Annotated in this window: 19 protein-coding genes and 2 pseudogenes; 10 read left to right on the top strand and 11 right to left on the bottom strand. The window is 66.9% G+C overall.

Translation table 11 applies throughout. The annotated features are described in order from the left end of the window. The first annotated feature begins 951 nt into the window (after positions 1-951). A complete protein-coding gene (locus tag E4J93_RS03830; RefSeq protein WP_009141142.1) occupies positions 952-1,137 on the top strand; it encodes a DUF362 domain-containing protein in 186 nt (61 codons plus the stop codon). 239 nt (positions 1,138-1,376) lie between these two features. Here E4J93_RS03830 and E4J93_RS03835 read toward each other — a convergent pair whose 3' ends face one another. The 5 genes from E4J93_RS03835 to E4J93_RS03855 all read right to left on the bottom strand — a co-directional run bounded on the left by E4J93_RS03835 (position 1,377) and on the right by E4J93_RS03855 (position 5,982). Further along, a complete protein-coding gene (locus E4J93_RS03835) occupies positions 1,377-1,919 on the bottom strand; it encodes a transcription repressor NadR (RefSeq protein WP_147588177.1) in 543 nt (180 codons plus the stop codon). A 59-nt stretch (positions 1,920-1,978) separates the two neighbouring features. Continuing rightward, a complete protein-coding gene (gene nadC / locus E4J93_RS03840) occupies positions 1,979-2,857 on the bottom strand; it encodes a carboxylating nicotinate-nucleotide diphosphorylase (protein ID WP_147588162.1) in 879 nt (292 codons plus the stop codon). Positions 2,858-2,931: 74 nt separating this feature from the next. Then, on the bottom strand, positions 2,932-4,326 hold the full coding sequence (locus E4J93_RS03845; protein WP_255431907.1) for an L-aspartate oxidase: 1,395 nt from the start codon (positions 4,324-4,326) through the stop codon (positions 2,932-2,934). A gap of 9 nt (positions 4,327-4,335) precedes the next feature. Then, positions 4,336-5,265: a quinolinate synthase NadA gene (gene nadA, locus E4J93_RS03850; protein ID WP_187231596.1), complete on the bottom strand. Its 930-nt coding sequence runs from the start codon at positions 5,263-5,265 to the stop codon at positions 4,336-4,338. A 126-nt stretch (positions 5,266-5,391) separates the two neighbouring features. Continuing rightward, positions 5,392-5,982, bottom strand: a complete 591-nt coding sequence (locus E4J93_RS03855) for a hypothetical protein (RefSeq protein ID WP_147588163.1) — start codon at positions 5,980-5,982, stop codon at positions 5,392-5,394. A gap of 169 nt (positions 5,983-6,151) precedes the next feature. Here E4J93_RS03855 and trxA point away from each other — a divergent pair, with 169 nt between their 5' ends. The 8 genes and pseudogenes from trxA to hypE all read left to right on the top strand — a co-directional run bounded on the left by trxA (position 6,152) and on the right by hypE (position 12,595). Further along, positions 6,152-6,472, top strand: a complete 321-nt coding sequence (trxA, locus tag E4J93_RS03860) for a thioredoxin (protein WP_147588164.1) — start codon at positions 6,152-6,154, stop codon at positions 6,470-6,472. A gap of 190 nt (positions 6,473-6,662) precedes the next feature. Further along, positions 6,663-6,911 carry a hypothetical protein gene (locus tag E4J93_RS03865; protein ID WP_147588165.1) on the top strand — a complete coding sequence of 83 codons (249 nt, stop codon included), beginning with the start codon at positions 6,663-6,665 and terminating at the stop codon, positions 6,909-6,911. Positions 6,912-6,915: 4 nt separating this feature from the next. Then, the gene (nikR, locus tag E4J93_RS03870; protein ID WP_147588166.1) at positions 6,916-7,362 is read left to right on the top strand and encodes a nickel-responsive transcriptional regulator NikR; all 447 of its coding nucleotides are present in this window, start codon (positions 6,916-6,918) and stop codon (positions 7,360-7,362) included. Between the two features lie 113 nt (positions 7,363-7,475). Beyond that, positions 7,476-9,983 carry a carbamoyltransferase HypF gene (hypF, locus tag E4J93_RS03875; protein ID WP_147588167.1) on the top strand — a complete coding sequence of 836 codons (2,508 nt, stop codon included), beginning with the start codon at positions 7,476-7,478 and terminating at the stop codon, positions 9,981-9,983. A gap of 87 nt (positions 9,984-10,070) precedes the next feature. Continuing rightward, positions 10,071-10,337, top strand: a complete 267-nt coding sequence (locus tag E4J93_RS03880; protein WP_147588168.1) for a HypC/HybG/HupF family hydrogenase formation chaperone — start codon at positions 10,071-10,073, stop codon at positions 10,335-10,337. A 95-nt stretch (positions 10,338-10,432) separates the two neighbouring features. Further along, positions 10,433-11,260 (top strand): annotated as a pseudogene (hypD, locus tag E4J93_RS03885) (hydrogenase formation protein HypD); the annotation flags it as partial. 76 nt (positions 11,261-11,336) lie between these two features. Further along, a pseudogene (locus E4J93_RS08280) lies at positions 11,337-11,429 on the top strand (hypothetical protein); the annotation flags it as partial. 98 nt (positions 11,430-11,527) lie between these two features. Beyond that, entirely contained in the window at positions 11,528-12,595 is a 1,068-nt protein-coding gene (gene hypE / locus E4J93_RS03890; RefSeq protein WP_147588169.1) for a hydrogenase expression/formation protein HypE, read from the top strand. Between the two features lie 119 nt (positions 12,596-12,714). Here hypE and E4J93_RS03895 read toward each other — a convergent pair whose 3' ends face one another. Continuing rightward, entirely contained in the window at positions 12,715-13,890 is a 1,176-nt protein-coding gene (locus E4J93_RS03895; protein WP_147588170.1) for an FUSC family protein, read from the bottom strand. 311 nt (positions 13,891-14,201) lie between these two features. Here E4J93_RS03895 and E4J93_RS03900 point away from each other — a divergent pair, with 311 nt between their 5' ends. Next, the gene (locus tag E4J93_RS03900) at positions 14,202-14,867 is read left to right on the top strand and encodes an HAD family hydrolase (protein ID WP_147588171.1); all 666 of its coding nucleotides are present in this window, start codon (positions 14,202-14,204) and stop codon (positions 14,865-14,867) included. Positions 14,868-14,945: 78 nt separating this feature from the next. Here E4J93_RS03900 and E4J93_RS03905 read toward each other — a convergent pair whose 3' ends face one another. The 5 genes from E4J93_RS03905 to E4J93_RS03925 all read right to left on the bottom strand — a co-directional run bounded on the left by E4J93_RS03905 (position 14,946) and on the right by E4J93_RS03925 (position 18,703). Beyond that, on the bottom strand, positions 14,946-15,509 hold the full coding sequence (locus E4J93_RS03905; protein ID WP_147588172.1) for a hypothetical protein: 564 nt from the start codon (positions 15,507-15,509) through the stop codon (positions 14,946-14,948). 38 nt (positions 15,510-15,547) lie between these two features. After that, entirely contained in the window at positions 15,548-16,231 is a 684-nt protein-coding gene (gene pyrE / locus E4J93_RS03910) for an orotate phosphoribosyltransferase (RefSeq protein ID WP_147588173.1), read from the bottom strand. 71 nt (positions 16,232-16,302) lie between these two features. Beyond that, the gene (locus tag E4J93_RS03915; RefSeq protein ID WP_147588180.1) at positions 16,303-17,091 is read right to left on the bottom strand and encodes an amino acid ABC transporter ATP-binding protein; all 789 of its coding nucleotides are present in this window, start codon (positions 17,089-17,091) and stop codon (positions 16,303-16,305) included. Positions 17,092-17,107: 16 nt separating this feature from the next. Beyond that, positions 17,108-17,761 carry an amino acid ABC transporter permease gene (locus tag E4J93_RS03920; protein ID WP_147588174.1) on the bottom strand — a complete coding sequence of 218 codons (654 nt, stop codon included), beginning with the start codon at positions 17,759-17,761 and terminating at the stop codon, positions 17,108-17,110. A 102-nt stretch (positions 17,762-17,863) separates the two neighbouring features. Next, complete coding sequence (locus tag E4J93_RS03925; protein WP_147588175.1) at positions 17,864-18,703, bottom strand: transporter substrate-binding domain-containing protein; 840 nt, start codon at positions 18,701-18,703, stop codon at positions 17,864-17,866. Positions 18,704-18,971 lie beyond the last annotated feature (268 nt).

Here is an 18,971-nt window from a genome sequence, read left to right on the forward strand (position 1 = left end):
CCGCACTGCCGCCGCGTGCCAGCGATCGCGGCGGCTTCTGGTTTCGAACACCGAAGCGATGCGTCCATAGCGGACGGCGCTCAAACGGGCCGCGCCCGAACAGGCGACTCCCGAGCGGACCGCGCTCAAACGGGTCGCGCCCGAACAGGCGGTTCCCGAGCGAACCACGCCCGAACAGGCGGCTCCCGAGCGGACCGTGCTCGAACAGGCGGCTCCCCAGCGGGCCGCGCGGTGGCGGGCCGCGCTCGAACGGGCGGCTCCCCAGCGGGCCGCGCGCTCAAACGAGCCGCGCCCGAACGGACCGTGCCCTCGTGGGCCATGCGCCGCGGTCTTTGTCGGCGCCCCGCGGCATAGTCGGAAAACGGTGCAGAAATGCCCGCCCAGCAGAAAAGCTCCCAGCACGCCTCGATGCAATCCCCCTTGCCGTCATACATCAGCGAACAAACCAGGCTGCACGCCGTTTTCCTCCCGCAAGCACAACAACCCCGCGCTTTTCTCTCGCCTAGGGGCCTCGTCGCCTTTGCCCGAGTCAGGATTTCGCGGGCGAAGGCACCTACCGTCACAAATCCACGCCATCCAGCCCGCATCGAACTAAAACCTCCCTGGAGGCGCGCGGCCGTTTTCCCAAACGTCAGGAATGCGCGGCAACGGCTCCCCTTCGCTAAAAACCTCCCGACAGACGCGCTGCAGCTGGGGCACGATCGGACGCGCTGCAGCTGGGGCACGATCGAACGCGCCGCGGCCGCCGTGCGCCTCGCGGTGTCTCACGACTTTTACCGTACGGGACGCGATAGCGCGGACGTATCTGGCCGTCAACCGAGGCTTACTCGGCGAATGGCATGTAAAACAGCGACCAAAGGGTTGCAAACCATGGGCGGCACGGTATATTTTTGCCGAACACCCGATGCTCATTCGCCTATTCGCATCGGGCACAACAGAGAGGAAACTACCATGGCTCATCCCGTAATTGATGCCGACGAGTGCATCGCTTGTGGCGTTTGCGTTGACGCCTGCCCCGCTGGCGTTCTCGAGCTGAACGACGTCGCCACCGTGGCCGACGAGGACTCCTGCGTGGCCTGCGGCGCCTGCCAGGACGCCTGCCCCGCCGGCGCGATCACCGAGATCGTTGACGAGTAAGCGCCCGCGCATACTCAAAAAGAAAGCCACTCGAGCTCAAACGGCTCGAGTGGCTTTTTCTTTACTCGACGGCCACCTTCCCCGGCGCCCGCCCTTCCCGGCAACCGCCTTCCCGCCGCCAGCCTTCCCCGGCGCCCGCTTTACTCGTCGCCAGCCTTCCCCGACGGCCACCTTTCCCCGGCGGTTGCTTCGCCATAGACGGTCGGGGACGCACGACGCAGATGCCCCAGACGCAGCGCCTACTCTAGATCGTCCTCGTACGGCATGACCTCGGCCAGGTAGCCGCGCTCGGCCAGCTGCAGCTCGATCTCGTCGAGGGCCTCCTCGGACTCGGCCGCGATACGGTGAAAGTGGTAGCCGCTTGTCACCGTCATAAGCGGAAAACTCTTTCCCGCGGCGATATCGGATACGTAGCGAGCCACATCCCGCCTGCTCTTGATGTCCAAGTCGGCCGTGATCTTGCCATATACGCGATGGTTGACCAGCACGTTCGTCACGACTCCACCCAAGTCCACGATGGTGTTGAGCTCGTCTGCAACCTCGTCCACCGTATGGTGCACCTTCACCAGGCGCGTCGGCAGCTCTTCGCGCGCGCCGGCGCGCAGCACGTAACCCCGCGCCGTAGCCACCACGTCATGCCCGTTCGCGCGCAACAGGGCGATATCCTGCACGATAACCTGGCGGCTCACGCCAAGCGACCGTGCCAGCGCGCTACCCGACACCGGGGCGCTCGCACCTTGCAGCTCGCCGATCAGCGCGGCACGACGCTCGCGACCCGGCATCGGCGCGGGTGCGCTCCGGCCCGGGCCCGTCGCGGCGTCACCGGCGGCGGCGTGCACCGTCATCGCCCGTCCCCCTGCGCACCCTCGTCCAGCATCCGCAGGTGTTTGAGCGACAGGTCCAGAATCCCAGCTGAATGCGTGAGCGCGCCGGACGAGATCACGTCTACGCCCAAGTCGGCCAGCTCGCGAATGCGCTCCAGGTCAACGTTGCCCGATGCCTCCACCAGGGCGCGCCCGTCGATCACCTCGATCGCCTCGGCCATCTGGTCGCGACCCATGTTGTCCAGCATGATGATGTCGGCACCCGCATCGAGCGCCTCGCGCACCATCTCGAGCGTCTCGCACTCGACCTCGACGGTGCAGGTAAACGAAGCGCGCGCGCGAGCGCCCGCAACCGCGGCGGCGATGCCGCCCGCCGCGTCGATATGGTTGTCCTTCAGCATGACCGCGCTCGACAGGTTGTACCGGTGGTTGGCGCCGCCGCCCAGCCGCACGGCCTCCTTCTCGAAGATGCGCATCCCCGGCGTGGTCTTGCGCGTGTCGGCAAGCAGCGTCCCCGTGCCCTCGAGCACATCGGCCATTCGACGCGTATACGTGGCCACGCCGCTCATACGCTGCAGATAATTGAGCGCCACCCGCTCGCCCGACAGCAGCACGCGCGCATCGCCGTACACCATGGCGAGCAGCTGCCCGGGCTCCACGCGGTCGCCGTCGGCTACACGTGCCTCGATTCGCGTGGCCGGGTCGAGCAGGGTAAACGCCCGCTCGAAGACGCCCAGGCCCGCGATCACGCCCTCCTGCTTGGCTATGAGCTGCACCTCGGCGGGACGCGCCTCGGGGCACACGGACATCGTGCTGATGTCCTCGCTCGTGATGTCTTCTTGCAACGCCCGGCGAATCGCCTCGTCAACGACTAGATTCATGGTGATAGGGTTCATACTCGCTCCTCAACGCCCCAACTGATCCCATACTCGCTTGCCCCCGCTCGGCATCCACGGCCGCGCGGAACCCGTTAGCCGCGCGCGGCGACGCACCCGCTCGCGCCGCAAAGCACGTCCATCGCGCTTTCATACGCGCCGCCGCGCCGATGCACGCCGTCGAGCGCCGGCTCGCCCACCGCGGGCACCGCAAGCGACTCGCCCGTGGCGATCCGATGCGCGGCCCGCGCCGCGAACACCAGCGCCTCCAGCAAGCTGTTACTCGCCAGGCGGTTGGCGCCGTGCACGCCGTTGCAGCTCGTCTCTCCCGCCGCATACAGCCGCGGCATGCTCGTGGCCGAATCGCGGTCCACGTGGATACCGCCCATGAAGTAGTGCTGGGTGGGCACCACGGGGATGGGCTCTTCCAGGATGTCGCGCCCCTCGTCCAAGCAGCGCTGGCGAATATTGGCGAAGTGGTCGCGCACGACCTCGGGATCGACCGGGGCGAAGGACAGCCACTCGTGATCGACGCCCTCGGCGCGCATCTCCTCGCGCATGGCCGCGGCCACCACGTCGCGCGGCTGCAGCTCATCGGTAAAGCGCTCGCCTGCATGGTTGAGCAGGATCGCGCCCTCGCCGCGGCAGCTCTCCGAGATGAGGAACGCCCGCCCGGGCTCGGGCGAATACAGGCCCGTGGGATGGATCTGCACGTAATCGAGGTGCTCGTTCTCGATGCCGTATTTCGACGACAGGTAGATGGCGTCACCCGTGAGCTGCGGGAAGTTGGTCGAATGCTGGTACACGCCGCCTATGCCGCCCGTCGCCAGGATCGTGGCGCCCGCGCGCACGTCGAAGGTGCACGCGCCGGCTTCGCCTACCAGCAGCTCGTCCACGGTCCGCTCCGACTCGGCCTCGCTCACCGCGCGCACGCGCACGCCGGCGCACGCACCGTCCTCGACCAGCAGGTCCACCATGGCCGCGTGCTCCAGGATGCGCACGTTGCCGAGCCGGCGCACCTGCGCCAGCAACGCCGTGGTGATGGCCTCGCCCGTAACATCCTGGTGGAACACGATGCGCGGGCGGGCATGCGCGCCCTCGCGCGTAAACGCCAGGCCGCCGTCGGCCTCGCGGTTGAACGCCACGCCCAGCGCCACGAGGTCGTTGATGACCGCGCGCGACGAGCGGATCATGATATCCACGCTCTCCCGGCGGTTCTCGTAGTGTCCCGCGCGCAGCGTGTCCTCGAAAAACGAGTCGTAGTCGCCAGCCTCGGGCAGCACGCAGATGCCTCCCTGCGCCAGCATGGAATCGCATTCCTCCACGGCGCCCTTCGACAACATCACCACGTTGCAATCGGCCGGCAGGCTGAGGGCGGCGTACAGGCCCGCCACCCCGCAGCCCGCGATCACCACGTCGCATGTCAGATCCCGGTATCCGCCGGCGCTTGCCGGAGCCGTGCCCCGATCCATGCGTTCCGTCGCATCCATTCGAGCCTCCTAGCGCGCCGCGTATTCGAGCATGCGGTCGAGCGTGAGCTTGGCTTGCGGAGCCGCAGCGGCGTCCACCGCCACCTCGCCCGAGCCCGTCTCCAAGCACGCCGCCACCTTCTCGAGGGTGACCATATCCATATCGCGGCACGTGGGCGGCGTCTTGGTGAAGAAGAAGCGCTTCCCGGGGCAGCGGCGCTCGAGCTCGTGCAGCACGCCGCGCACGGTGACCACGATGAACTCCTCGGCCTCGCTCGCCTCGGCGCGGGCGATGATGCCCGAGGTCGCGCCGATGTAGCTCGCCTGCTCGAGCACCGCGGCGGTGCACTCGGGGTGTGCCAGCACCTCGGCATGCGGATGCTCGGCCTTCAGTGCAAGCAGCTCGTCCAGCGAGACGTCCTCGTGCCGCGGGCAGTAGCCCTTATTCAAGATGATGTGCTTGCCGGGGACCTGCTCGGCCACATAGCGGCCCAGATTGCGATCGGGGATGAACAGCACGTGGCGCTGCGGCAACTCGGACACGATCTTCACGGCGTTCGACGAGGTCACGCAAACGTCGCTCCACGACTTGATCTCCACGGTGGAGTTGACGTAGCAGGCAACCGCCAGGTCGTCTCCGTATTCCGCGCGCGCCGCCTCGACCGTCGCCCGCTCCACCATGTGCGCCATGGGGCAGTCGGCGAGCGGCTCGGGCAGCAGGACCGTCTTGGCGGGGTTGAGCAGCTTCACGCTCTCGCCCATGAACTCCACGCCGCACAACACGATGACCTGCTGGGGGAGCGAGACGGCGAGCTTTGCGAGGTAGAACGAATCGCCCACGTAATCCGCTGCAGCCTGCACCGCGGGGTCCACATAGTAGTGCGCCAGGATCACCGCGTCGCGCTCCTGCTTCAGCCGAGCGATGCGCTCGCAGATTTCCAAGGTTTTTTGCTGGGTCATACGTTCCCTCTTCCCTGCGGCGCGCCGCGGCACAGCGCGCCCGTTTATGTTGGGGAAAGTATGGCACCAGTCTTTACAGCTGACAAGACAGGTGACGCGGCTCACGAAGAATACGGGCGGGCGTCCCTAGTACGGCGCGGCGGCGGGTTTGAGCCGCTGGAGATAATGCCACATGCGGCGCTTGTCCTCGGGATTTCCCAACGCGGCCTCGAAGCCGTCGAGCGGCAGCACGCGACGGCCCAGCACCGGCGCGATGCGCCCGGGCGTGAGCATGGCGGTATCGAAATCCTCGATCGCCGCCAGCGCGTCGGCGTACGCCTCGCGCATGAGGCCGATCGCCGTGGTGTCCAGCAGGATCACCGCCTCGGGATCGAGCGCCTCGAGCGCCTCGCGGAACAGCTCCACCGGAAGCACGCCGTCGCCGCCGCGGGCGGCATCCGCCGTCGGCTCGGACCCGGGGCTCGGGACGGCGGCCAGGCCGCAGAAGTCCTCGGGCGCGAAACCCTGGCGGGACAGCGCCGCGCGCAGGCCGTCGCCATCGCGGCCGGACAGCAGCTCGGCGCCGGCGCGCTCGCCCTCGTTGAGCTCGCCCTTCACCAGCACGACGGACGAATAGCCGTTGCCCGCCATCCATACGCCGCGCGCCGCGAGGGCGTCGAGCTCCTCGCGCGCCTGCGCCGCGAGCGCGGCCTTCCTCTGAGAACCCGATACGGTCATGCGCGTCACCCCATCGCCAACGGTTGCCAACGCCCATCATTCTACCCGCGCCTCCGTGACAATGTCACCAACCCCGGTGCAACGCCCCGCGCATCTTGGGTATAACGCTCTTCGAGAAGACAAGCCACCGCGGCGGCGCAGCAGCCGCCCTGTTCAAACGGAGGATCCCATGGCACACGTAACCGAGGTCACCATGGCCAATTTCAATAGCCTGCTCGACGAAGAGCTTCCCGTGCTCGTCGATTTCTGGGCGCCCTGGTGCGGCCCCTGCCGCACCCTCTCCCCCATCGTCGACGAAGTCGCCGGCGAGCTCGAGGGCAAGCTCAAGGTTGCCAAGTGCAACGTAGACGAGAACCAGGATCTCGCCATGAAGTACGGGGTCATGTCCATCCCCACGCTCGTCATGCTCAAGGGCGGGCAGGAGATCGCCCGTACCGTGGGCGCCATGCCCAAGGCCAAGCTCCTCGCCGAGCTCGAAAGCCACCTATAAGATTCCCGCCGCGCAGCCGCGCGGCGCACGGTATCCGCCTTCCCTCCACCCCGGCGCCCTCCCTTCGGGCGCCGGGGTTTTTCATGTCCGCACGACGCCGCGGGCGGCCCACCGTACCCGATGCTCCACCCCGCCGCTCGCAAGAGGGGTACACTTACGCTCATCTGAACCCGACGGCCAAGGAGGCGCCATGCACGACGTGGGCATGAACACGAGTCAGCTCGAAGCAAGCGTGAAGCAGGTGGACGAGGCGATCGAGCTCGCCTGCACATGGAGTCGCCGGTTGCTCGACGCGGTCGACGCCTACGGCATGGAGCGCATCGGCAGCAAGCTCGAAGACGCCGCGCGCGCTCTGGACGAGGCCCGCGCCGGCCTGCAGGGATACGAGGACGCCATCGAGGCCGACCACAACGCCGTCGGCACCGTGAAGCTGGTGTAGCGCCATGGCCCCGAACAACTCCGGCTCCAGCGAGCTCACCCGCTTCTCCATAGCCGTGCCCGAAGACCTGCTACGCGCATTCGATGCGCAGATCGCGCGGCGCGGCGACGCGGCCAACCGCTCCGAAGCCATCCGCGACCTCATCCGAGCCTCCCTCGTCAAAGAGGACGAGCGCACGCCCGACGCCGAGGTGATCGGTTCGCTCACGATGATCTACGACCACCATACCGGCGACCTCACGCGCCGCCTCGACGAGGTGCAGCACGACTACGCCCTCGAGATCGTCTCGACCATGCACGTGCACCTCGACCACCACAACTGCCTCGAGATCTTGGCCCTCAAAGGCCGTGGCGAGCGCGTGTACGAGCTCGCCGACCGCCTCCTCGGCCTGCGCGGCGTCCATCACGGCGAGCTCACCTGCGCCGCCACGGACCAGAGCCTCGACCTGTAGCGCCCCATCTCGCAATCCCATCGAGCACGCGCCCATCCGCGCGTGAATCCGCCCGCCCGCGACGCGCAGCCAAGACGGGCGCGCCGCCGCATGCGCCGCAGCTAGGAGCAGTCATGCCTCACGTGCACATCCATGTAACCGGCATCGTCCAAGGCGTCGGCATGCGCCCGTTCGTCTATCGAGAAGCGGTCGCGCACGATATCGCGGGCTGGGTGCGCAACGCCGGGGACGGCGTGCACATCGAGGCGCAGGGCACCGCCGACGCCCTCGCGTCATTCATCCGCGCGCTGCGCGCCCATGCGCCCGCCGCCGCCCGCATCGAGAACGTGGAGGTCTCCGCCCTCGATGGGATGTCCGCCGAAACGCGGTGCGCCGCGACGGGCGGGCACGGCTTCTCCATCCTCGCGTCCACCGTGGAGACGCAGCGCTCCACCCTCGTCTCGCCGGACATCGCCATCTGCGACGACTGCTTGAACGAGCTGTTCGACGAGCACGACAGGCGCTTCCACTACCCCTTCATCAACTGCACCAACTGCGGACCGCGATTCACGATCACGCGGGCGCTGCCCTACGACCGCGCCGCGACCTCCATGGCGCCGTTTCCCCTGTGCACCGTCTGCGCCGCCGAGTACGCGGACCCCGCCGACCGCCGCTTCCACGCGCAGCCCGACGCATGCTTCGCCTGCGGTCCGCACCTTACCTGGCGCGAAGCGGGCAAAACCGACACGCTGCTCGGCAGCGACCGCGCAGCGAGCGATGCCATCATCGAGCGCTGCTGCGACCTGCTCGCCGACGGGCGCGTCATGGCCATCAAGGGGCTCGGCGGCTTCCACCTGGCCTGCAACGCCGCAGACGACGAGGCCGTGCGCGCCCTGCGCCTGCGCAAACGTCGGCCGCGCAAGCCGTTCGCCATCATGGTCGCGCACCTCGACGGCGCGCGACGACTCTGCCGCGTCGACGATGCAGCCGCGAGGCTGCTCGGCGCGCCCGCACGTCCCATCGTCCTGCTGCCCCGCGCGCCCATCGCCGACCCGCGCGCCGCGCTCGCGCCCTCGGTCGCCCCCGGCCTGCTCGAACTGGGCGTCATGCTTCCCTGTACCCCGCTGCAACAGCTCCTGCTCGCCGCCTGCCATCGACGCGGTATCGATGCACTCGTCATGACAAGCGGCAACGCGGGCTCCGAGCCCATCGAGATCGACGACGAATCGGCCTGGGAGCATCTGGTCTCCACGGGCATGGCCGACGCCCTCATGGGCAATGACCGCGCCGTCCTCGTCCGCGCCGACGACTCCGTGGCCCGCGCCCGCGCCGACGGCCCCCTGCTCGTGCGCCGTGCACGCGGATATGCCCCGCTACCCCTGCCGCTCGCCGCCCCCGATGCCGCCTTTGCAGGCGCACCCGCTCCGCTGCCGGCCATCCTCGCCTGCGGCGGCCAACAGAAAGCGGTCCTCGCGCTCACCCGCGAACGCCCCGACGGGACGGCCGCGTGCTTCCTCTCCCCGCACATCGGCAACGTGGACGGCTGCGGCGCGCTCGACGCCTGGCACGGAGCTCGGATGCATCTGGAGGAGCTCTTCGACCTGCGCCCGCGAGCGCTCGCATGCGACCTGCATCCCAGCTATTCCGCCAGCCAGTGGGCTCGCGAGCAGGCTCGCGCGACGGGAGCGCCCCTGGTGGAGGTGCAGCACCATCACGCTCATATAGCCGCGGTGCTAGCCGAGCACCCAGACGTGGTACGCGCGGTCGGACTCGCCTTCGACGGAACGGGCGCGGGCACCGACGGCGCCATCTGGGGCGGCGAGGTCCTCCTCGCCACGACCGACGGCTACGCCCGCATGGGATCGCTCGCCCCCTGGCGCCTACCCGGCGGGGCCGCCGCCGTGCGCGACCCGCGCCGCAACGCGGTCGCGCTGCTCCACACCCACGGCCTGCTCAATCACCCCGGGGCCGCCGGCCTCCTCGATCGCCTTGGCCCCGATGCGTGCGCCGTCATCCTCCGCATGGTGGAACGAAGCGTCAACAGCCCCCTCACCTCCAGCGCGGGCCGCCTGCTCGACGCCGTCTCGGCACTGCTCGGCATCTGCGAGGATGCCACCTACGAGGGCGAGCCCGCCTGCGCGCTCGAAGCGGCCGCCTGGCGCGCTTGGCGCTCCGACGCCGCAGCGCATCCCCTCGACCTGCCGCCGTTTGGGCTCGCGTGGCATACGGCGCGCGCGGACACAGGCAGCACCCGCCGCAATCAAATCATCGTTGGAGAGCGCCCTGTATCGACACGCCTGGTACTCGACCCGGCACCGACCCTGCGCGGACTGCTCGATGCACGCGCAGCGGGCGCGGACGTCGACATCCTCGCCCTGGCCTTCCACCGGGCGCTCGCCCATGCGGCCTGCGAGGCGGCACGCCAGGTTGGTGGTCGAACGCGGGTGCACGACGTCGCCCTAGGCGGCGGGGTCTTCATGAACCGACTCATCCTGGACGCCGTATGCACCGGCCTCGCGGCTCGCAACCTCACCGCGCTTGTCCCGCACGCCGCCCCCGTCAACGACGGCGGCCTCGCCTACGGGCAGGCTGCGGTCGCGCGGGCACGCCTCGCCAGCGGCCCATGTGAACCCTTGTCATAGCTCCCCTCGAGCAGACGGACTAGCATCGGGCACGTTCATGCAACCACGCCGCCCGTGCCGACGGCGCCCGTCTCGATTGGTGGTCTTATGTGTCTGGCAGTTCCCGGTAAGGTCGTGTGCGTACAAGCCGGGGAGAACGCCGTCGTCGACACCCTCGGCGTTCGGCGCGACGTCTCGCTACGGCTGGTTCCCGCCGCGCGCGCGGGCGATTACGTCCTCGTCCACACGGGCTTCGCCATCCAGGTGATCGAACCCGATCAAGCCGAAGAGACCCTACAGCTCCTACGCGACCTGTCCGACTTCCTGGGCGAACACGCACCCGAAGCACCAGCGCCGACGGGTTTCGGCGCATGAGCGGCATCGACCCCGGCGCCCACCGCGACCCCGTCCTCGCCCGCCGGCTCATCGACGCCATCGGCCGGCTCGCCGAAGACCGGACCATCACCCTCATGGAGGTCTGCGGTACCCACACGATGAATATCGGCCGCTACGGGTTCCGCTCCGTCATGCCCCCGGGCGTGCACCTGCTCTCCGGGCCGGGCTGCCCGGTCTGCGTCACCCCGAACCACAACCTCGACAACGCCATCGCCCTCGCGCGAGTCGATGGCGTCACGCTCGCCACCTTCGGCGACCTGATGCGCGTCCCCGGGTCCAGCACCACGCTCGCGCGCTGCAAGGCAGACGGCTGCGATGTGCGCGTCGTCTACTCGCCGCTCGACGCCCTCGCGCTCGCCCGCTCCCTTCCGCATCGCCAGGTGGCGTTCGCGGCCGTGGGCTTCGAAACCACCGCGCCAGCCGTCGCCGCCACCATTCTTCGGGCCCGCGAGCGCGGGCTCGAGAACTTCTCGGTCCTCTGCTCCCACAAGACGACGCCTCCCGCGCTCCGCGCGATCGCCCGCGATCCCGACACGCGCATCGACGGCTTCATCCTGCCCGGCCATGTCGCCGCCATCACCGGCATCGATCCGTTCGGCTTCCTACCGCGCGAGTTCCACACGCCGGGCGTCGTCACCGGATTCGAGCCGGTCGATATCTTGGAGGGCATCGCGACGCTCATCCGCATGGTGGCGGCCGAAGCGCCCGCCATCGAGAACGCCTACCGCCGCGTCGTCGCACCCCGGGGCAACCCCGTGGCGCGCCAACTGGTCGACCAGGTCTTCGAGCCCGTCGACGCGGTCTGGCGCGGACTGGGGACCGTCTCCGCCTCGGGCCTGCGAATCCGATCGGCCTACGCCGACCTCGACGCGCAGCAGCGATTCGACATCGAAGCGGAACCCGCGCGCACCGCTCCCGGCTGCCGCTGCGGCGACGTGCTGCGCGGCGCGATTCCCCCCCGGCTCCTGCCCCCTCTTCGGCCGCTCCTGCACGCCGGAGCACCCCATCGGTCCCTGCATGGTCTCCAGCGAGGGCAGCTGCGCCGCCGCCCACCGCTTCCGTGAACCATAGGAGCCGGAACCCGGCTGCGCCCGGCGCACGCCCATCACAGCTCTTGGGCGGTCCAGCCGTACCGCCCGATACGCCGCCCCCTTCGAAAGGAGCCACCCATGTCCCACGCATCCCGCGGCGGCACCGCGCCCCGCACCGTCCAGCTCGGCCACGGGTCGGGCGGCCGGCTGATGAAACGTCTTATCGATGAGGTCTTTCTTGCCGAATTCGATGCACCCGAGCTCCATGCGGGCGACGATGCCGGCGTGGCGCCGTTCGCCTGCACCGGGCGCATCGCGATGTCGACCGACAGCTTCGTGGTCGCGCCCGCGTTCTTCCCCGGCGGCAACATCGGCCGCCTGGCCGTATGCGGCACCGTCAACGACGTCGCGACCTCGGGAGCGCGCGTGCGCTACCTTTCCTGCGGCTTCATCCTAGAGGAGGGATTTCCCCTCGACGATCTGCGCGCCATCGCGCACGCCATGATGCAGACCGCGCGCGAGGCCGGCGTCCGCATCGTCACCGGCGACACCAAGGTCGTCGAGCGCGGCGGCGCCGACGGCATCTACATCAACACCGCCGGCGTCGGCGAGCTCCCCGCTGGCGTCGAGCTCTCGGGCTCGCGTTGCCGCCCCGGCGACCTCGTCTTAGTCAGCGGCACCCTGGGCGACCACGGCATCGCCGTCGTGAGCCAGCGCGAGGGACTCGCCTTCTCGGCTCCCGTCGAATCCGACGCGGCGCCGCTCAACCGCCTCGTGGCCGACGTCCTCGCCGCCGCACCGCATACGCGCTGTTTCCGCGATCCCACGCGCGGCGGCCTCGCGAGCACGCTCAACGAGTTCGCCGAAGCATCGTGCGTCGATATCGTCGTCGACGAAGACGCCCTGCCCGTACGGCCGGTCGTGCGCGGCGCCTGCGACCTACTTGGCTACGACGTGCTGCACGTCGCAAACGAAGGCAAGATGGTGGCCGTGGTCCCCGCGCGCGAAGCCGAGGCCGCGCTGGCCGCCATGCGCGCCAACCGCTACGGCGAGTACGCGGCCATCATCGGCGAAATCCGCGAGGCGGGAACGGGGTCGACCGGCTCCGCCCCGGCCGGGCGCCCCCTGGTTCGCGTCCGATGCAGCTGGGGCGCGACGCGAATCCTCGACACGCTCGTGGGACCGCAGCTTCCTCGTATCTGCTAGCCCCTCATCAGGCGCGCTAGACGTACCTGAAAACGCGGGGGCGCCTTCCCAGGCGGACCTCCAGTCCAACCCGGGAAGGCGCCCCCGCCCCTTGGCCCCGCCATCCTTCCGATGTGCCCCTACGCCGCATCCGCGTCGATGGCCAGCCGGTTCATACCGCGGTTGAACGCGAACGAGAACACCGCAACGACGGCTCCCGCGATCACGCTGTCCGCGATACGCCAGAACGCCGCCCCGCCCATGCCGAACATCGTCTGGCCCAGCAACATGGCGCCCATCGTGTTGAACGCCTGGGTCCAATGGTACTTGCCCGAAAGTCCGCAGCACATGCCAATCACCATGCCGAACACGGCCTGGATCAGCGGCGGAGCCGCCGGGTAAACCACGCAGAACAGGCCGACGCCCACTGCGCTGAAGCCAACGCGCCACCAGATGCGGTCGCGCACGCCCGTGCCGTGCGGGGTCAGCAGGCTCGACCCCACGAGGCCCATCCACATCAAGCGCTTCACGCCCAGCACGTCGCCCGCGAAAAACGCCAGCGAGATGCCCAGCGCCGCTCGAATGTGATAGCGCGTCTTCTCGTTGCGCAGCGAGACCTCGCGCAGCGCCGTTCCGATCGTCCTATACCGGAACTCGGCGCCCGCGGCGCAGGCTTCCTGCGCCTCGGCCGTGCGGTTGCGACAGCGCCAGTACACCCCGGCGCACAGCGCGAACCCCAGCGCCATGGTCGCCAGCCGCGCGGGAACCTGTGCCGGCTCCACGGGCGCATCGTAGGCGGCGCCAACCATGAGCGCGTACCCGAAGCCGTAGGTTCCGCCGTTGCCGAAGCGCGGATCGTCGACGGCCACCACCATCACCAGCATGAGGCCCAATCCGTTGAGAACCAAGCGGGCGAACGGCCCTGCATGCTGTCCCAGCAGCGGCACGGCCGTGAGAACGGCGAACAGGACCGCCATCGCCGCCAGGTTCTGCTCCGGCGCGTAGTTGAATCCCACGAAGCGCACGCACAGGATGAAGACGAAGATGCCCACGGCGGGAATCGAGCTCTGCGGGCCGAACAGCGCCCCGAACGTCGAGATGAACGCAACCGAGCACGCCACGATCAACGCGGCGCGCACCACCAGCGCCAGGTTCACGAGCGCGTGGCAACGGCGGCATGCAACCGATGCGCGAAGCGCCTTCAAGTCCCGTACGCTGAGCTGCAGCATGGCGTAGAACGTCGGCAGCTCGCCCTCCCTATGGCCTTGATGGGTTGTATCTTGCTTTGCGCACGCATCCTGCCTGCCCTGGGGCATGCTCGCTCCTTTTCGTCATGATGTTGTTGCCAGGCCCCCGCATCATCGGCGCGCGACGCAGCGCGCATCCCGCCGGAGGCACCCGCCTCGGCAGCCGGCCGCATGAATTCGGGTGACACAGTATCGCCAAATTCGCGCATGCCGCCCACCCTTAGAGCTGCAAACGCATCAGAAGTTCAGAACTCCCCTTCGGGCGTTATGATGGAAGGGCGCGCATCCGCGCGACCGTGCGGTGCAGCCACCAGTCGGCGCGGCACCGCCTTATCCACACCGCATGCAACACGCCCCATAGCGGGCAGTAAGGGGCTCCCTTGGCTTTCACGCACGTCATCTTCGATCTAGACGGGACCATCCTCAACACCCTGGACGATCTTGCACAGGCAGGCAACCACACCTGCGAGCTGCACGGCTGGCCCACGTTTTCAACCGACCGTTATCGCTACAAGGTCGGCAACGGCATGCTCAAGCTCGTCGAGCGTTTCATGCCCGCCGAATACGCGGGCGATGGGCACATGTTCGAGGTCGCCCTTGCCGAGTTCCGCGCTTACTACGCCGAACACAGCGAGGACCATACCGCACCGTACCCGGGCATCGAAGCGATGCTCGACGAGCTACGCCGCTCCGGGGTCACGCTGGCCGTGCTCACGAACAAGGACCACGCCGCAGCGACCCCGCTCATCGAGCGCTTCTTCGGCTCCGACCGCTTCGCCCTGGCCCAAGGCCGCATCGACCGCTTCGCGCCCAAGCCCGATCCCGCTATCACGCGCTTCGTTCTGGATCAGCTCGGGGCAGAGCCCGGCAGGGCGCTCTACGTAGGCGATTCGAACGTGGACATCCTTTGCGGCCACAACGCGGGCATGCGGGCCGCAGGCGTCTCCTGGGGATTCCGGGGGCGCGACGAGCTCGCAGCCGCGAATGCCGACTACATCGTCGATACGCCCGAAGAGCTTATCCGCATCGTGCTCGATCGCGCGTAGTCCCGCACCGCGCTCACAAGAAAACGGCGCCGCGGCGCCGTTTTCCTTTTCGCCATCGTTTAGACCGCGCTGTCCGCGTTAGCCCTTAAGGGCGTCCATCAGCTCGGTGGCTGCGCTCTCATCGGCGCGCCACTCACCGTCCTCGCCCTTTGCATAGACGAGGTCGAGCGTCTTCTTTTCAGGCTCGGCTTTCGCGACGACGTCCATGAGCGTCTCGCCGCCCAGCTTGTACAGGTCGTCTTGCGTCATACCGTTCAGATCCAAGGAGTTCACCTTGTCGGTAAACGCCGTTTTGAAATCGGCCAGGATCTTCGCCATCGACTTACAGCTCATCGACACCCTGGCCGTAGCCGTGCCGGCCTCTTCGTCCACATCGACCGCATCGATCGAATAGGAATAGCCCTCGGTGTATGCCTGGGCAAACGCCTTCGCGTCAACGCCCAGGGCGTCCAGCTCCTGCCCCATATTCGCCGCGATGGCATCCGTCGACGCCGCCGCGTCCTCGCCGATCAGCTCGAGCTCGCTCGCAACGTCATCGCGAATGAGCTCGTCCGTTGACGGACCGGTGCCGCAGCCAGCCAAGCCCGCCAGGCTTCCCGTAAGCATGAGCGCCGCGACGGCGGCGGTGACGATCCTCTTCATACAAGCCTCCTCGCGCACCTGCTGAAACCCGGACATCCTTAGACGCGGGCGCCGTACTGCTCGTAATACGCGTCGATGGCGGCCTTGAGCGCGTCGTCGATCACCACGCGGCCCGCCACCTCACGGTTGTACAGGTGCTCGGTCACCTCGGCCATCGACACGATGCTCGCCACGGGGAAGCCGTACTTCGCCTCGATCTCCTTCTGGGCGGTAGTCACGCCGCCCTTGCCCACCTCCATGCGATTCAGGGAGACGATAAGGCCCTTGACCTCGACGTTTGCCGCGTCCATGAGCTTGGGATACGTCTCATCGATGGATTTGCCGGAGGTGGTCACGTCCTCGACCATCACCACACGGTCGCCGTCCTGGAGCTCATAACCCAGCATGCCGCCCTTATCCGCACCGTGATCCTTGACCTCCTTGCGGTCGGAGCAGTAGCGGACCTCCTTGCCGTACAGCTTATGCATGGCGATGGCGGTCACCACGGACAGCGGGATGCCCTTGTACGCGGGACCGAAGACGACATCGAAGTCCAGGCCGAAGTTATCGTGGATGGCGCGGGCGTAGTACTCGCCCAGACGCATGAGCTGCTCGCCCGTCACATAGGCGCCCGCGTTCATGAAGAACGGGGACTTGCGGCCGCTCTTCAGCGTGAAGTCGCCAAACTTCAGCACGTCGGACTCGACCATGAACTCGATAAACTCCTGCTTGTAAGCCTCCACGGGGCTCCCCTTTCGACGAAAGTGCATTCCGCATAAGTGTAATGCATGAACGTGTCCGCGGCGAGACGCGGCTACGCCCCGAACCTTCCCAGGAACGCGCGCGTACGCTCGTGCCTCGGAGCCCCCATAACCTGCTCGGCAGGGCCCTCCTCCACGGTCACGCCGCCATCCATGAATATCACGCGGTCGGCCACCTCGCGCGCGAACGCCATCTCGTGCGTCACCACGACCATCGTCGTATCCTCGGCCGCCAGCTGCTTCAGAACGCGCAGGACCTCGCCAGTGAGCTCTGGATCGAGCGCCGATGTCGGCTCGTCGAAATACAGCGCGCGCGGATTGAGCGCCAAGGCACGGGCGATGCTCGCGCGCTGCTGCTGGCCGCCCGAAAGCTGGCAGGGAACTTTCTCCTCGCAGCCTTCTAGGCCCATCTTGCACAGCAGCTCGTGAGCCTGGCCCTCCACTTCTGCACGCCCGCGCCTCTGCACCACCAACGGCGCGTCCATGACGTTCTGCATCACCGTCATGTGCGGAAATAAGTTGAAATTCTGAAACACCAGGCCGAATTGCTCGCGCGCCCGCGCAAGCTCCCGCTTATCCGCATACACCGCCGGAGCATCAGGGTCGTCGCCATCCGGACGCGCCACGACGATCTCCGATCCGTCTTTTGCGCTATAGGACAACGCGCCGCCGTCGAGGCGCTCCAACAGCGTCAGGCACCGCAGGAGCGTCGACTTGCCACCACCAGAAGGACCGATGATCGCCACCACCTCCCCGGGCAGCACCTCGAGCGAGATATCCTTCAACACCTGCGAGCCGCCAAAGGCCTTACGAGCATTTGAAAGCCGAACTACGGGACGCATCTCCGTTTGGATGTCGTTAGTCATGGTAGTAGTCCATCTTCTTCTCCGCGCGGCCCAAAACGAACTCGACCGCCATGTTGAATACCCAGTACATCGCCGCCGCCATCGCGAACGGCATCATGCTGCGCTGCGACGCCACCAGGGCCTTCGCCGTAGAGAACATCTCGGCCACCCCGATCGCGAACGCCAGGGAAGTGTCCTTTACCAACGTGATCACCTCGTTGCCCATCGCGGGAAGAATGCGTTTAGCAACCTGCGGCATAACGATGCGAGTAAACGTCTGGCCATGGGAATAGCCAAGCACCTCGGCCGCTTCGTATTGCCCCCGGGGAATCGATTGCAGGCCCGAACGATAGATTTCCGCGAAATACGCAGCGTAGTTGATAATGAACGCGATAATACAAGCCTGCCACTTCGACGCCGGCGATAGCTGGATTCCGAAGACATAGTACGGAGCGAAGTACACCTCGAACATCTGGAGCATGAGCGGAGTACCGCGCATCAGCGAGATATACGCGCGCGCCAGCCAGGAGAGCGGACGGAAGCGAGACACTCGCGCAAGCGCGATCGGGATACCAAGGGGAATCGCGCCCACAAGCGTCCATAGGAAGATCTGGACGCTGATCATAAAGCCGTCGCAGAGCATTTCAGCCATCGTTGCTATTGCCATACCGGGGACCTCTCTCAAAAACCCTCATCGAAAAGCGGGCAAAGACAAAAAGTGCCCTCGGCGCTCATCGGCCGAGGGCGAACATGCTATCGAACAGGCACGTTATTTGATCTGCCAGTTCTCGTAGCTCACGCCGTAGACTGCGTACTTATCGCACAGCTTCTGGACGAAACCGTCCTGCGTCATATCACGCAGCGTATCGGTCACCTGCTGTGCGCGCTGCTCATCGCCTTTCTTAAAACCGACAGCGTAGTGTTCGGTTGAAAGGGCCTCATCAAGCTGTAAGAAAGCATCCTTGCCCGCAAGCTGGTATTGAGCGATGGAAAGATCGCACGCAACCGCGTCGACGGCTCCAGCCTCAAGCTGCATGAACGCAGTATTGTACTCACCGATGGTCTCTAGCGAGGCAAAGCTGGCAGCAAGGTCGGATCGGTCATCAGCAAGAACGGCCTCCGCAGCGGAATCAGCCTGCGTGATGACGGTTTTACCTGCAAGGTCATCGAGGCTCTCGATACCGCTGTCTGCACGCACGACAACCACCTGGGCATTCAGCATATACGGCTCGGAGAAGGTGTAGTCATCCTCGCGGCCCTCCATCGTGAAGCCATTCCAGATGCAGTCGATGGCGCCAGAATTAAGCAATGTGTCTTTTGCATCCCAATCGATGGGCTCGAGCTTCAGTTCCCAGCCGTAACGGTCGGCAAGCTCGCCTGCGAGCTCCAAATCGAAACCGGTATACTCGCCATCGTCTCCAACAAAGCCATACGGAGGATATGCCTGGTCAAAGCCGACGGTAAACGCACCGTCATCGCCGGCTGTAACTCCAGGGCTCGAGCCCTGCGAAGCATCGCCACCCGGATTACCCCCACAGCCAATAAGCCCCAGCGAACCGACCAATACCACGCTGGCAACCGCAGCTTCAATAAACGACCTTCTATTCATAATTACATCCTCCCGATTCAAGTGCGCCCTTCAATATCGCGCATAATAGTCGATCTTGCAGCGTCTACTTTACTTGAGTGGAGTGTCTGAATCAAGAACTACCTTGCCTGAATCTGGCATATCGATGATTTAACAAATGAAGGCACGTGTAGGCGGCAATACGACGGCCGCGATAGGCAACGGATCCCCGCCGACCCCCCCCCTTAAACGAAGGAAGGGGCCCTCCCCCGCGGGAGGACCCCTTCCATGCACCGAAGTGCCGTCCACC

It is taken from the genome of Collinsella sp. BA40, assembly GCF_008014645.1.
Taxonomy (GTDB): Bacteria; Actinomycetota; Coriobacteriia; order Coriobacteriales; family Coriobacteriaceae; genus Collinsella.